The organism is Aquirufa sp. Wall-65K1, from assembly GCF_054558475.1.
In genome coordinates this window covers 101,147-114,934 of sequence record NZ_JBPXKD010000005.1, presented here as the reverse complement: position 1 = coordinate 114,934, position 13,788 = coordinate 101,147, and the positions used below count along the sequence as shown (strand labels likewise).

The window sequence follows — 13,788 nt, the reverse complement described above, 5'->3', positions numbered from 1 at the left end:
TAATTTAGTTAATTTTATTTGAATGAATCAAAAATTAATCTTGCAATTTTTTCAAGCATTTTGATATGAAACCAAGCCTAACCATTTCCTATTGCCCTAAATGCCATTGGCTACTTCGAGCAGCCTATGTGGCCCAAGAAATGTTAAGTACATTCGAAGCCGAATTAGGAGCCGTGACCTTGAAGCCTAGTGAAATTTCCGGTGAGTTTTCCCTATACGTTAATGATGAACTTTTGTTTGACCGAAAAAGCCATGGAGGATTTGCGGAAATCAAAGAATTAAAACAATCCTTGAGGGATAAAATTTGCCCTGAAAAGTCGTTAGGGCACATCGACCGCTAAACCAATATAAAAGCCCTGATTTACCACTTTTTGAAAATCTTGACCAATTCTTTCGTAATCATTTCATAGCCTTTATCCGCAGGGTGTAATCCATCATAAGTCACTTCAGATGCCTCCACGGGATAGGGGTATTCATCGGTGGCGGGATTAAAAGGTACATCGATAAAATCTGGGTATGCAAAATTTTTATAGTTTCCCGTGGTTGGATCTTTCAAGTACTTAAAACGAACCAAATGGGCATGATCCATTCCTTTTTTATGGTATAAATCTACCACTGGAATCCCTTCTAGTTTGCCTATCTCAACAAGCGCATTGGCAAATTGCTCCAATCGCTGTCCATTTTTCTCCTTATAAGAACCAAATGCATTATTCTTAAAATTATTAATGTAGACAAAATCCACCCGCTGCATGGGTGTAATTAAAACGATTTTGGCCTGAGGATTCAGACTTTTTAATTTGTTTATAATTACCCGAAAAGAGCCTTGAACCGTGGCCACTCCAGTATTATTCTGATAATCCGCCAAGGTCCCCAATGGCTTAGAACCCCACCAATCGTTGGTACCTAAAAATATAGAATAAACATCTGCTGAAGGAATATTCAGCTTCTCTATTTCAGTAGCAATTTTTACGGCTGTCCAACCATTATACCCTTTATTGATGTAACGGAATTGGGGAAGCTTTTCCACCACACCTGTCATATATCCCTTGCTAATGCGATTGCCCGTTTCATCTGGATGCTCGTTTAAATAGGTAATGGAATCACCCAAAGCCACCCAGGTTAACTCTTTAGGAGTAAACGAGCTGTGTAATAAGACAAACAAACAGAGGAATAAAATCTTTTTCATGGTTCTTTCATCAATAGGTTTTAAAGGAAAGGACAAAACAAAGGCCTTTCCACTTCAAGGAAATTGGTAAAAATTAAGAACAAAACCAATATTCACTTTTGAAATAATTAATAGGTTTGAGTAGACTTTCTTGATTACACATATAGAATTGTTTGAATTTTATAATTTTCTATTTGATTCTTATGGGGTTTAAACGTAAAATTTAAAAGAAATTTGCATCTAAATAACTATTCTATGTTTGATATGAAACATCCGCCCAACAACTATTCTAGCTATAACACTATCATAACCATTGGGATTACCTTCCTACTATTTACTTGTACCCGACCACTCCAAGCAGCAGAAAATACAAGTGATAGTAGTAAAACCATATACCATATTGCTGGAAGTGCATTGATTACTAATTCCGGAATTTCGGTAATTCCTACGTTCACTTTGGGAAAACCTGCCACTATATTTGACCTATCCGTGGGAACCGAAAAATTTGCTTTTGAACCTCAATTGCGTTTTTCAATGGAAGGTAAGCCCTGGTCATTCTTATTTTGGTTTCGATACAAGGCAATTGCTAAACCAAAATTCCGATTTACCATGGGTATGCACCCCTCAGTAGCATTTAGAAATTATATAAGCTATGACCGCTTGGGAAATTCAAAGGAATTATTAACTCCTCATCAATATGTAGCTAGTGAATTTGCACCCAATTGGATCTTATCTAAAAAACTTAGCCTAGGAGCCTATTATTTATATTCACATGGTATGACTGAAGGGGCCACAAACAATACACATTTTGTAACAATCAATAGTAACATATCCTCCATTCCTATAATAAAAAATACGTACTTGCGCCTAAACCCACAAGTGTTTTACCTTATCATGGATAATCAGGCTGGTTCTTATGCTACACTAACCATGAGCCTAACAAACAGCCATTTACCCTTTTCCATTAGTTCTATTTTAAATCAGAAAATTAAATCCATAATTCCAGGAAATGACTTTGTTTGGAACATTGCCTTGACATATCAATTTCAAAAGAAATTTAAGGCATTTTAAGAAACTTGAAAATGGAAAAACTCAACAACTTAGAAGAATTTTATCGAGATAAATTCAATTGGATACCCGAAAACCTAAAAAAAGAATGGGGCCATTTTAATGTATTTAAACTAGATCCATATATCGGAATCCAAGCCAAACCAACACCCTATCGAAGAAGAGATTTTTATAAGATTACATTGGTTAAAGGACATGGCAGACTATTTTACGCCAACAAAATGGTGGATGTAAAAAAACAAGCCATCGTTTTTTCAAATCCATTGATTCCATATAAATGGGAAAGTATAGAGCACCTAAACAGTGGTTATTTCTGCATTTTTAATCAAGATTTTTTTCAACAGTTCGGGCAAATAAATTCCTATTCCATCTACCACCCTACCGGAAATCCGGTATTTGAATTAAGTGATGATTCCTATGCACTATTTGCAAGTTTATACGAAAGAATGTTGGTGGAAATCAGTTCTAATTACATCCACAAATACGATGTTCTAAGAAATTTAGCCTTTGAAATAATGCATTCGGCTATAAAATTAGAACCAGCCAACACAAGTAAACATAGTCCGCATAGTGCCAATCAACGAATATCCACCTTATTTTTAGAATTATTAGAACGTCAATTTCCTATCGAGGAAACGCATCCTGTTATTCAATTAAAAAATGCATCCGACTTTGCTAATCAATTATCGGTTCATGTGAATCACCTCAATCGTGCCATCAAAGAGACCACACAAAAAACAACCTCACAAATCATTGCTGAGCGTTTGATTCAAGAAGCCAAAGTCATGCTAAAATTTAGTGATTGGAATATTACGGAAATTGCCTTTGCACTAGGTTTCAATGAAGTAAGTTATTTCAACAATTTTTTCAAAAAAAATTCGGGCCTAAGTCCATTAAAATTCAGAAATACTCCACAATAAATTAAATTTCATGAAAAAAAGAATCCTCGGAAAAAATCTAGAAGTCTCTGAATTGGGACTTGGTTGCATGGGAATGAGTTTCGGCTATGGAGAAAAAGCGGACGATCAGAAAATGATTCAACTCATGCACAATGCATTCGAACAGGGTATCACTTTTTTTGATACCGCCGAAGTATATGGCCCTTATATCAATGAAGAATTGGTGGGAAAAGCTTTAGCACCATTTAAAAACCAAGTGGTAATAGCTACTAAATTTGGCTTTAAAATAGATCCGAATGATGGCAAAATGCTTGGTTTGGATAGTAGTCCGAAAAATATTCGACGCGTAGCAGAATCTTCCTTAAAACGACTAAAAGTAGAAGCCATTGATTTATTTTATCAACATCGAGTAGACCCTGAAATACCGATCGAAGAGGTTGCTGGTACAGTAAAAGAACTAATTCAAGAAGGGAAAGTCAAACATTTTGGTTTGTCCGAAGCGGGTGCTAATACCATTAGAAAAGCGCATCAGGAGCAGGCTGTAACTGCCCTCCAAAGTGAATATTCCCTTTGGACTAGAGAGCCAGAACTAGAAATCATTCCTCTTTTGGAAGAATTGGGGATTGGTTTTGTTCCATTTAGTCCATTAGGAAAAGGCTTTTTAACTGGAAAAATTGATGTCAATACGGAATTGAAGGAAAACGACTTTCGCCTTACCTTACCTAGGTTTACAAGAGAAGCTCGGAACAACAATCTAGCTTTGGTTCATTTACTTCAGCAAATAGGTCAAGAAAAAAATGCTACACCTGCACAAATTTGCTTGTCTTGGCTTTTAGCAAAAAAAACTTGGATTACACCAATTCCAGGTACCACAAAACTTGACCGATTACATGAAAATATACAATCGGTCAATTTAAATCTCCTTCCCGAGGAAATAGAAGAAATAGAAAACGCATCTACCAAGATTCAAATCCAAGGGGCTAGGTACTCAGATGCAGCCATGAAAATGGTTGGAAGGTAATATCTAGTTTTAAATTAGTTTGTAGACAGGCAACATATGCTGCCTGTCTACAAGGAATTATTTCAATATTACAGCTCGTAAATCCAGCACAGCGCCTTCTTTAAATTGTGTTTTGGACTTAAATATGATTTTCTGAATTCCCTGTTTCAAATGTATTTTCCCGGGTTTTAGGGTTTTATAGGTTTCCCAACTCCCACTTGGCAACACTTTACTGACTAATTGTGCATGAGGGCTCGACAAAACAAATTCTTTTCCAGCCTCCGCATTGTCGACAGAATATTCAATTTCTACCTGGTAATCGCCCTCTTTCTGAATATCCACCTCCCATTCTACACGGTCCTTAGCGGTAAACCAACCGAAGGCCTGGTATTCGGGCATGAACTTAATATCAGGTCCAATGGCCTTACCCTTGGCAGCGCTAAGTAAGTATATACCTTGGCCATTCTTTTGAACTCGAGCTGGCCGATTTACAGGAAAATTATTTTTAGCTTGATTGGCTTGAACTGAAAAGTCAAAAAAGGTAACAGAAGGTCCACCAAAGAACAAGGTGAAAGTAAGTAAGACAAGAAACATATGGTATGAATTAGGTTTAGAAATTGAATTAAAATTAGCCAATAATCTGAAAAGTCCATACCAAGGACGAGCTAAACCTTGGCAATTCATCATATTTTACCTTCCTTGCAGTCATTATGAAACCATCAAACCTACACTGATATGGCCAAGGGAATGAATTCCAAAAAAACGGAGAAAAAAGAAGCAACCAAAACTCCAAAGGAGAAAAAGGAAGCAAAAAAAGAGAAGAAAAATAAGTCGAGCTATTGATTTTGATACTCAGGTAATGGGTGATCATTTTCTTTTAAGATTTTAATCACCTTTTACCTTTTCCTGTTTTTTCCCTTCATCTTAGGACACAATGGACTTACAATTTTTCTACCTTTGCCTACCTACTCATCAACAAGCATATGTCAGAAAAAATTTTGGTTCTGGGTTCCAATGGTCAAATTGGTACTGAACTAGTCAACTCCCTACGAAAGGCTTATCATAACGACAACGTCGTAGCTTGTGATATTCGCCGCCCGGATTACGAAACCTTACATGCTGGCCCTTTTGAATTTGTCAATGTCTTGGACAAAGACATGCTGAAAGATATATATCAAAAATACCAGCCAACTCAAGTTTATTTATTAGCTGCATTGCTCTCTGCCACGGGTGAACAAAACCCAAAATTGGCTTGGGATTTAAATATGAACGGCCTTTTGAATGTACTTGATTTCTCTTTAGCCTATAAAACAGCTAAAGTGTATTGGCCTAGTTCCATTGCGGTCTTTGGTCCGAATTCACCCAAACAGCTAACCCCTCAATACTGCACCATGGACCCGAATACGGTTTATGGCATCAGTAAGTTGGCCGGAGAGCGCTGGTGTGAATATTACCACCAGAAGTACCAATTAGACGTGCGCAGTATACGCTACCCAGGTTTAATTTCTTGGAAAGCAGCCCCAGGGGGCGGTACTACCGACTATGCCATCCATATTTTCCATGAAGCTTTGAAAAAGGGATCTTATTCATCCTTTTTATCTGAAGGCACAGAACTACCCATGATGTACATGGATGATGCCATCCGAGGAACTATCGAACTCATGGATGCTCCAGCAGATAAAATACAAATACGCTCCAGTTATAATTTTGCTGGATTAAGTTTTACACCCGAAATCTTAGCCGAGGAAATCAAAAAGCATATACCACATTTTCAATTAAAATATGCTTCACACGACCCAAGACAAGCCATAGCAGATTCATGGCCAGCCTCCATCGATGACCAAATGGCACAACGTGACTGGGCATGGAAGCCCGAATTTGACCTGAGCAAATTAACCCAAGATATGATCAGTAACCTTAGAAAATAATTCATCGCAGATTATGTACCAAACATTACAAGGACCTTTACAAGAAGAATTACAATCCATCAAAGACGCTGGATTATTCAAACAAGAACGCATCATCACTAGCCCACAAGGCGCTGATATACAATTAAATACCGGACAAGAAGTTATTAATTTTTGCGCCAATAATTATTTGGGCTTATCCTCCCATCCCCGAGTGATAGAGGCTGCTAAAAAGGGCATTGATACACATGGATTTGGCTTATCCTCAGTTCGTTTTATTTGCGGAACGCAGGACATACACAAAGCTTTAGAACAAAAAATCTCCGAATTTTTGGGGACAGAAGACACAATTTTATATGCGGCTGCATTTGATGCCAATGGAGGTGTTTTTGAACCCTTGTTTTCGGCAGAAGATGCCATTATTTCCGATGAACTTAACCATGCTTCCATCATAGATGGAATTCGCTTGTGTAAGGCTCAACGCTTCCGTTATAAGAATATCGACATGGAGGACCTAGAAAAGCAATTAATAGCTGCTAAGGATTGTCGCCACCGCATCATTGTGAGCGATGGGGCATTCTCCATGGATGGCTCTGTAGCACCATTGGATAAAATTTGTGATTTGGCTGATAAATACCAAGCATTAGTCATGATTGACGAATGCCATGCTAGCGGATTTATCGGCAAAACAGGAAGAGGGACACATGAGCATTTTAATGTGATGGGTAGAATTGATATCATCACTGGAACCTTGGGAAAAGCCTTGGGTGGTGCATCTGGAGGATTTACCTCCGGCAGAAAAGAGATTATTGAGCTATTACGTCAACGCTCAAGACCTTATTTATTTTCTAATACATTAGCTCCTGCCATTACAGCTGCCTCAATAGAGGTCTTGGATCTATTGACCGAATCCACTTCCCTACGGGATAAATTAGCCGAAAACACCGCCTATTTCAGGGAGAAAATGACTGCAGCAGGCTTTGATATTAAACCAGGCTTTCATCCGATTGTCCCTGTGATGTTGTATGATGCTAAAATAGCTCAGACTTTTGCAGCACGTATGTTGGAAGAGGGTATCTATGTGGTTGGTTTCTTCTACCCAGTAGTGGCTCAAGGGAAAGCGAGAATTCGTGTTCAACTATCTGCTGCACATGACAAATCGCATTTAGACAAAGCCATCGCTGCTTTTACCAAGGTTGGAAAAGAACTTAAGGTGATTTAAAGGCAAAAGCTAGCTATTTAAATGAGGAATTAATCAACTCCTGTACCGTCCTGAAAAAATAAATAGTTTTAACTATCTACTTTTTCAGGACGGAACACAAACCCCAATCCCTAATCACTAAAAACTAATCACTAATCCCTCATCTATATTTCCCTTGGCTTTTTAAGTATTCCTTTAATTTAGCTGGTTGATCTGTTTGAATCATATTGGCACCCAATTTCAATACTTCCTCAAAAGCCTGAGGCTGTTGGGATGCCTTAAAATCTACCGCTCCCAAAGAATTAATCCAGACGCGTGCAGGAATTTTTTTGATGGCATTAACTACCTCCGTTGTATAATGACTGGGATCAATGTGAACGGCCTGCGGCTTGGCACCTGAGGCTACTAGTTTTTTAACCGCCTCCTCATTTTCAGTGCGAATCATAATTTGAAAGTTCTTATTCAGCTTTTGTAACATGAAAATCTCTTCTGGTTCATAGACAAAAAAGAAGCAATTCTTCTCCATTTTCATTCGATTAACGAGTACAATGATGGAATCCAAGGTGGCGTCATCTTTGATATCCAAATCAATTAATACTTTTCCTTTAGCTAATTGAAAAGCCTCCTCCAAGGTCGGGATTTGCTCATTGCTTAAATTTTCCCGATGCTTCAAACGTAATTTTCTGATTTCCTCAAAGGTGAAATCAGATACCAAACCCTTGGCATTGGTAGTTCTATCCACTTTTTTATCATGCATTAAGACCATTTTCTTATCCTTGGTAAAGCGCACATCCAATTCCATGATGTCTACACCTAATTCTATGGTTTTTCGCAAAGCAGCCAAGGAGTTTTCTGGTTCATCCAAATGCGCTCCTCGATGAGCAGCAATCATCACCAAAGGCTCCTGTGTATTAAGGTAAGATTTTTGAATTTTCTTAAAATACGCTGTACTTTTTTGAGCTTGTATTGGCGTAATTATCAGGCACAAGAATAGGCCGAAGTAATGGCAAATTTTCATCATTTTTATCTAGGTTTAGTAAAATAGTAAAAACAAAAATAGCGCATATTGCTCACAAAGCCCATTTGAGAAGGATAAATAAAATTTACATCCATTTTATCTTTAAATTCTTTAGTTTTAAGGCATTAATCATCACCTATTTAAATTTTGAATCAACGATGAGTTCTCGTAGAAATTTCATTCAAATGGTCTCTGCTCCATTATTAGCCATACCATTTATCTCTCCCAGTGAATCCAAGGCAGAAAGTCTCAATACCCTTGAAGATGGACCTGTGTTAAAAGTGGCCTTATTAGGTCTAGGGGGCTATGCCAATATCGTAGCGAAAGCTATGCAAAATTGTAAAAGGGCCAAGATAACAGCATTAATCAGTGGTACTCCGAGCAAATTAGATCAATGGGGTGATAAATACAATGTCCCAAAATCCCATCGCTTTTCGTATGAAGAGTTAAATAAAATCAAGAATAATCCGGACATCGATGCCGTGTACATCATGACTCCCAATAGTCGACATCCAGAGTTTGCCATTCAAGTCGCCAATCTAGGAAAACATGTCATTAGTGAAAAACCAATGGCCACGAATGTGAAAGATGCTCAACGCATGATTGATGCTTGCAAAAAAGCAGGTGTCAAATTACTGATTGGCTATCGCATGCACTTTGAGCCTAATACCTTAGAAATCATCAAGAAAAGAGAAGCAGGTGAATTTGGTAAAATTTTATTCTTCCAAGGCCTATCAGGTTTTATCATTGGTGACCCTAAACAATGGCGACTAAACAAACAATTAGCAGGGGGAGGATCCATGATGGACATTGGTATTTATTCCATCAACGGCGCACGGTACATGGTAGGTGAAGAACCTAGCTGGGTTACTGCCCAAGAAACCAAAACCGATCCAGAGAAATTCAAGGAAGGAGTGGATGAAACCATACAATTCCAAATGGGATTCCCGAGTGGGGCGGTGGCTTCATGTTTATCGACCTACGCTCTCAACAATTTGGACAAATTTTATTTGAATGGCACCAAAGGATTTGCTGAAATGATGCCATCGACAGGCTATGGGCCTATCAAAGCGAAAACCAATAAAGGGGAATTGAGCTTTCCACACATAACACATCAAACCACACAAATGGATGAATTTGCCGGGATCATACACGATGGCCGCGTTCCCAAAATACCTGTGGATGGAGAAGAAGGCTTAAAAGATATGAAAATCATTGAAGCCATCTTTGAAGCGGTAAAAACTGGCAAAAAAGTATCCATCAAATACTAAATATTGAAACCTCAATCAACCATTTACATGAAAAGAAAATGCATTTTTTTACTAGGCTGTTTGTTCTTGGGCATTGCTCCATTTTGGAGTATAGCCCAATCCAACAGTCCGGGAGTACAGAAAGCCATGGCTTTTATCCAATCCCTGAGCGACGCACAAAAAAGTAGGGCATTGTATCCCTTTGATGCCGTGACCCGTTTCAACTGGCACTTTCTGCCTCCTACCATGGTAGCTCGACATGGAACCGTGGTGAAGGATATGGATGCCAACCAGAAACAATTGCTCTATGATTTCATGCAAGTTTATTTAAGTGAAAAAGGCTTTAAGAAAACACGCGACATCATGGATTTTGAATATTATTTGAAAGAAATTCAACCCAAAAACCCGAGTAGAATTCCTGAAAATCAATTCGTAGCTTTTTACGGTGACCCCAGTAAAGATAATGTTTGGGGATGGAAATTTGGAGGACATCACATAGCACTCAACTTTACCATCGTGGATGATAAATTATCCTATGCTCCTTTCTTCTTTGGGGTATACCCTGCTGAAGCCGAATCCGGCGAAAGAAAAGGAACTCGATTAATGAAGGAAGAAGAAGACATGGCCTTGGAATTAATTAACTCCATGTCGGATAAACAAAAAGCCAAAGCCATTTTTAGTTTAAGCACTTTCAATGAAGTGGTGACTACCAATTCGGTACATGTAGGACCACTACCCGATGAAGGTATTTCTGTGAAAGAAATGAGCGTCCAACAAAAAGCTAGCTTGAACCAATTAATCATGCATTATTTGTCGGCAATGCCAACGAAAATAGCGGAGATGCGCTTAAAGCATATTGCCAATGAAGATTTCAATGCCATCAAATTTGCTTGGGCGGGTAATACAGAACGTAAAAAAGCCCATTATTACCGAATTCAAGGAAAGTCATTTTTGGTAGAATTTGACAATACCCAAGATAATGCCAACCACATCCATACCGTTTGGAGAGATTTCCGAGGGGATTTTGGGACTGATTTACTCAAAGAACATTACAGAACCGCAGAGCATCACCAGCATTAAAAAAATAGGCCAGCATTACCTGCTGGCCTATTTTTATGACTTAAATATACGATCCATCAAAATCCACTTTTGACCGGGCTTAGCCCAAGGGAGTGGCTTTTGAAACTTCCACATTAATTCTTCCCAAGCGGCTATTTTTGGATTTGTCGCATCAAAGATTGCTTTTTTCTCAAAGGTGAAAGCATCGTCTGTTTCCAATATCATAAACATTCGATTCCCGGTGCGAAATATCTCAATGTTCGTAATGCCGGCATCTATATCATGCTGCGTAACTTCTGGCCAAGCACTTCCAGGGGCATGGTATTGTTCATATTCTTGAATTAGCATGGGATCATCCACAAGGTCTAAGGCTAAACAAAATCGCTGCATAGGTAAAAGTTTAATTTTTAAAATATTGACGATAGGTTTTCATGGTTTGTTTCCCAGCCTCTAAAGGATTTGGCCAAGGGAAAGCCTCCGCTGAAATGGCACCCTTGTAATTAATTTGCTTCACGGCTTCTGCAATTTCTTGCATCGAGGTATGTCCCATTCCCATAGGTCTACGATTAGAGTCGGCTAAATGTACATGACCTATCCAAGGCCCATTATCCAAGATACTTTGGGCTATATCTACTTCCTCAATGTTCATATGGAATAAATCTGCCAGCAAAAGGATATGTCGGGTAGATAGTCCCTCTAAAAATGCCCTTCCTGCACCCAAGGTATTAAAAAGATTAGTCTCATATCGATTCAGAGGTTCATAAATCAGAGGAACTCCTAGTTGTCCGGCATGCGTCCCCAAATATTCCAAGGCCTCTTGCAAATAAGCTAACGATTCCTCCCTACGATCTGGCAATGCATTTCCCTGCATAGAACCAATGATGCATACGGCACCGAATTTAGATCCAAAATCCATCATGGATTCAACAAAAGAAATCGCTTGCTGACGGATGGCGGGATTAGGGTCACTGAGTGTTAAGCCATGTATGACTTTTCCTGCTCCACTGCCTACAGCCGCTAATTTTAATTGATAGCTACTTAATAATTCTTGAAGTCGGCCTTGATCAATACTTTGGGCATCTGCCGTAAAAAGTTCGATGGCATCAAAACCCAAGCTGGCAGCCTGGGCCATACTGGCGTCTAAATCTTCCCAAAATATCCAAGGCCCTGCCTTTATTTGAGGTACTAATGCTATGGTGGCACAAGACTGCATCATATATTATTCTCCAAAATTCACCATAATTTTTACTATGCCTTGCGCATCTTTTGCCCAGTCGGCTAAAGCCTTTCCTGCTTCTTCTATTGGAACCACCTGACTGATAACCGCATCTACTGGGAATTTTCCAGATTCTAAATAAGCAATCACCTCAGGGAATTCATTCGTACAATTGCGAGATCCTACAATTTCAATTTCCTTTCTCACAAATACCCCAGTATTAAATTCTACTGGCTTTTTGGCATATCCAATACACACAACCCTACCGGTGTAAGCTACCTCTTCTACGGCAGCCCGGTAAGTAATATGGCTACCCACAGCTTCAATGATTACATCCGGACCATCGCCTTGTGTCACCTTGACTAAAGCCTCGTGCAAATCATCCTTAGCAGGGTTGATGGTGTGTTGAACACCTATTTTTTTAGCAATTTCTAATTTTGAATCATCCAAATCAATCGCTATCACCTTCGCTCCTCGATGAACAGCTGATGCAATAGCGCCCATACCCACAATACCACAACCCATAACAGCTACGGTATCAGTTCCGGTCACTTGCCCCCTTGCCGCCGCATGGAAACCTACGGTCAAAGGCTCTACCAAAGCCAACTCTTGCAGGGACAAAGTTGAAGATGTATATAAATCCTGCCATGAAATGGTAATGTAGCGTGTCATAGCTCCTGGCCTCCGAACCCCCATGGTTTTGTTATCCTGACAGGCATTTCTGCGACCTTTTCGACATGAAACACAGGTGCCGCAGTTTAAATATGGGTATATGGTTACCCGCTGACCTACCTGCCATGTTGCTGGAACCTCGGGTCCAATCTCTTCAATGGTGGCACCCACTTCATGACCTAGGACATTGGGGTATTCTTGTAATTCAAAAAGCCCTTTAAAGCCATTTAAATCTCCCCCACAAAAACCCACCATACCAATTCGAAGTAATACTTCTCCTGCTTTGGGTACGGGTTTTTCTATTTCTCTTACTTCTGTTTTACCTATTTCGGTCAAAAACAATGCTTTCATTGAATTCTAGGTTTAGTGCTTTCTAGCGATATTATTTTCTGGTCTCCCTTCAAACCACATGCGGTTTTTTAAAGGAGCAATAACTTGTTCTAATTCAAATAATAAACCATCAGGAATGATAAAATCCACAGCTGACACATTTTCACGGATGGTTTTCATGTCACACATGCCCACAATGGTGGTCGCAATATCAGGGTGATCCATGGCAAACCTCAAAGCAACATCACTTAGGCGAACCTGATACTTTTGACAAATAGCTAATAGATGAGGTTGAAGAGATTTTACTTCTTCAAGCGCATTATGCCAAACAGGCAAAGCGGCATCCGAGAGAATTCTTTGCATCAAAGGAGCTGCATTCATTAAACCAAAATCTAACTCCTTAGATAGTGGGACTAATTCTGCATTTATTTCATCTTGCAATAAATTATAATGGGCCCAAGAAAGAACGGTATCTATTTCTACTTCACGGGCTATTGCCGCTAAATAATTGACAGGCAATCCTGTAATTCCCACAAACCTAGCTTTACCAGATTTTTTTACCGCCTCTATGGCTGGTATTGCCTCATTAAGTACTTGTTCTTTAGAACCAAACTCTATATCATGCAATTGGTATAAATCTACATAATCAGTTTGTAGCCTTCGTAATGAATCATCTATGCTGCTGAGAATTTTTTGATAAGAAAAATCAAATTCCCGCAAATCATAACGCCCCGCTTTGGTGGCCAAATACACATCCTGTCTTTTTCCTTTTAAGGCTTTTCCTAAGCGTGTTTCTGCAAGGGTAATCCCGTAAAAAGGAGCCACATCCACAAAATTAACCCCATGATCTAGGGCATAATGAACCGCAGCAATACCTTCTTTTTCATCACATTCCTCAAAAACATTTCCCAAGGGAGAGGCTCCAAAACCGAGAATGGATACTTGCAAATTCGTTTTGCCTAGACGACGGTAGTGCATATTTCAATGAAATTATTGATTGGTC

The 13,788-nt window shown here is 39.1% G+C and carries 15 protein-coding genes; 8 read left to right on the top strand and 7 right to left on the bottom strand.

What is annotated here, in order from left to right:
- The first annotated feature begins 65 nt into the window (after window positions 1-65).
- Window positions 66-341, top strand: coding sequence for an Rdx family protein (locus tag ACST15_RS09635; protein WP_459454446.1), 276 nt, complete (start codon window positions 66-68; stop codon window positions 339-341).
- A gap of 20 nt (window positions 342-361) precedes the next feature.
- Here ACST15_RS09635 and ACST15_RS09630 read toward each other — a convergent pair whose 3' ends face one another.
- Window positions 362-1,186 (bottom strand): SGNH/GDSL hydrolase family protein, encoded by an 825-nt coding sequence (locus tag ACST15_RS09630; RefSeq protein WP_459454445.1) that lies wholly within the window; start codon window positions 1,184-1,186, stop codon window positions 362-364.
- Between the two features lie 234 nt (window positions 1,187-1,420).
- Here ACST15_RS09630 and ACST15_RS09625 point away from each other — a divergent pair, with 234 nt between their 5' ends.
- Genes ACST15_RS09625 through ACST15_RS09615 form a run of 3 tightly spaced genes read left to right on the top strand, consistent with a single transcriptional unit; the run spans window position 1,421 to window position 4,153 of the window.
- Window positions 1,421-2,236, top strand: coding sequence for a hypothetical protein (locus ACST15_RS09625; protein WP_459454444.1), 816 nt, complete (start codon window positions 1,421-1,423; stop codon window positions 2,234-2,236).
- A gap of 11 nt (window positions 2,237-2,247) precedes the next feature.
- Window positions 2,248-3,153 carry a helix-turn-helix domain-containing protein gene (locus tag ACST15_RS09620; protein ID WP_459454443.1) on the top strand — a complete coding sequence of 302 codons (906 nt, stop codon included), beginning with the start codon at window positions 2,248-2,250 and terminating at the stop codon, window positions 3,151-3,153.
- A gap of 10 nt (window positions 3,154-3,163) precedes the next feature.
- The gene (locus tag ACST15_RS09615; protein WP_459454442.1) at window positions 3,164-4,153 is read left to right on the top strand and encodes an aldo/keto reductase; all 990 of its coding nucleotides are present in this window, start codon (window positions 3,164-3,166) and stop codon (window positions 4,151-4,153) included.
- 57 nt (window positions 4,154-4,210) lie between these two features.
- Here the strand turns inward: ACST15_RS09615 and ACST15_RS09610 are convergent, their stop codons facing one another.
- Window positions 4,211-4,819 (bottom strand): carbohydrate-binding protein, encoded by a 609-nt coding sequence (locus ACST15_RS09610; RefSeq protein WP_459454441.1) that lies wholly within the window; start codon window positions 4,817-4,819, stop codon window positions 4,211-4,213.
- A gap of 296 nt (window positions 4,820-5,115) precedes the next feature.
- On the opposite strand from ACST15_RS09610, the gene ACST15_RS09605 reads away from it, so the two are divergent.
- Together ACST15_RS09605 and kbl are read left to right on the top strand one after the other, a co-directional pair.
- A complete protein-coding gene (locus ACST15_RS09605) occupies window positions 5,116-6,060 on the top strand; it encodes an NAD-dependent epimerase/dehydratase family protein (protein WP_459454440.1) in 945 nt (314 codons plus the stop codon).
- 13 nt (window positions 6,061-6,073) lie between these two features.
- Entirely contained in the window at window positions 6,074-7,261 is a 1,188-nt protein-coding gene (gene kbl, locus ACST15_RS09600) for a glycine C-acetyltransferase (RefSeq protein WP_459454439.1), read from the top strand.
- A gap of 139 nt (window positions 7,262-7,400) precedes the next feature.
- Here the strand turns inward: kbl and ACST15_RS09595 are convergent, their stop codons facing one another.
- The gene (locus tag ACST15_RS09595; RefSeq protein ID WP_459454438.1) at window positions 7,401-8,261 is read right to left on the bottom strand and encodes a glycerophosphodiester phosphodiesterase family protein; all 861 of its coding nucleotides are present in this window, start codon (window positions 8,259-8,261) and stop codon (window positions 7,401-7,403) included.
- Window positions 8,262-8,416: 155 nt separating this feature from the next.
- Between ACST15_RS09595 and ACST15_RS09590 the strand changes: the two genes are divergently transcribed.
- Together ACST15_RS09590 and ACST15_RS09585 are read left to right on the top strand one after the other, a co-directional pair.
- Window positions 8,417-9,529, top strand: coding sequence for a Gfo/Idh/MocA family protein (locus ACST15_RS09590; RefSeq protein WP_459454437.1), 1,113 nt, complete (start codon window positions 8,417-8,419; stop codon window positions 9,527-9,529).
- Between the two features lie 27 nt (window positions 9,530-9,556).
- Window positions 9,557-10,588, top strand: coding sequence for a DUF3500 domain-containing protein (locus ACST15_RS09585; RefSeq protein ID WP_459454436.1), 1,032 nt, complete (start codon window positions 9,557-9,559; stop codon window positions 10,586-10,588).
- Window positions 10,589-10,621: 33 nt separating this feature from the next.
- Here ACST15_RS09585 and ACST15_RS09580 read toward each other — a convergent pair whose 3' ends face one another.
- The 4 genes from ACST15_RS09580 to ACST15_RS09565 are packed head-to-tail and all read right to left on the bottom strand — an operon-like array spanning window position 10,622 to window position 13,763.
- Window positions 10,622-10,957 (bottom strand): L-rhamnose mutarotase, encoded by a 336-nt coding sequence (locus tag ACST15_RS09580; protein ID WP_459454435.1) that lies wholly within the window; start codon window positions 10,955-10,957, stop codon window positions 10,622-10,624.
- A gap of 10 nt (window positions 10,958-10,967) precedes the next feature.
- Window positions 10,968-11,783, bottom strand: a complete 816-nt coding sequence (locus ACST15_RS09575) for a TIM barrel protein (RefSeq protein ID WP_459454434.1) — start codon at window positions 11,781-11,783, stop codon at window positions 10,968-10,970.
- Window positions 11,784-11,786: 3 nt separating this feature from the next.
- On the bottom strand, window positions 11,787-12,806 hold the full coding sequence (locus ACST15_RS09570) for a zinc-binding alcohol dehydrogenase family protein (RefSeq protein WP_459454433.1): 1,020 nt from the start codon (window positions 12,804-12,806) through the stop codon (window positions 11,787-11,789).
- A gap of 12 nt (window positions 12,807-12,818) precedes the next feature.
- Window positions 12,819-13,763, bottom strand: coding sequence for an aldo/keto reductase (locus ACST15_RS09565; RefSeq protein ID WP_459454432.1), 945 nt, complete (start codon window positions 13,761-13,763; stop codon window positions 12,819-12,821).
- Window positions 13,764-13,788 lie beyond the last annotated feature (25 nt).